General features: G+C 37.6%; 1 pseudogene. It reads left to right on the forward strand.

The window, feature by feature from the left end:
- Positions 1–135 precede the first annotated feature (135 nt).
- A pseudogene (locus tag CWC11_RS21905) lies at positions 136–322 on the forward strand (sensor histidine kinase); the annotation flags it as partial.

Here is a 322-nt window from a genome sequence, read left to right on the forward strand (position 1 = left end):
AACACTGGTGATGAAAATCGCATTTATAATCGAGTCTATTGCTTTTGATTCAAGAGTGATTATCTGTCTGGATGAAAACTCCATTAAAACAGTGATCCAAAAACTTAATGCCATGCTTGGAATAGAGGACTGACTGTGTTTAACGAATTACAGCGTTATATTCCAGTTGGAATTTGTGTCCTAGACCAAGCACATACGGTGGTTTTTGCGAATGAATTTTTGAAAAACCGGCTACCTGATAACACCCCAAAAAATATTGAGGGCATGTCCATCGATGAGGTATTTCCTGAAGCTGCAAAAATCATTAAGCGGAAATTGAAGA

The organism is Pseudoalteromonas sp. S3178 (genome assembly GCF_005886985.1).
Classification (GTDB): Bacteria; Pseudomonadota; Gammaproteobacteria; order Enterobacterales; family Alteromonadaceae; genus Pseudoalteromonas; species Pseudoalteromonas carrageenovora.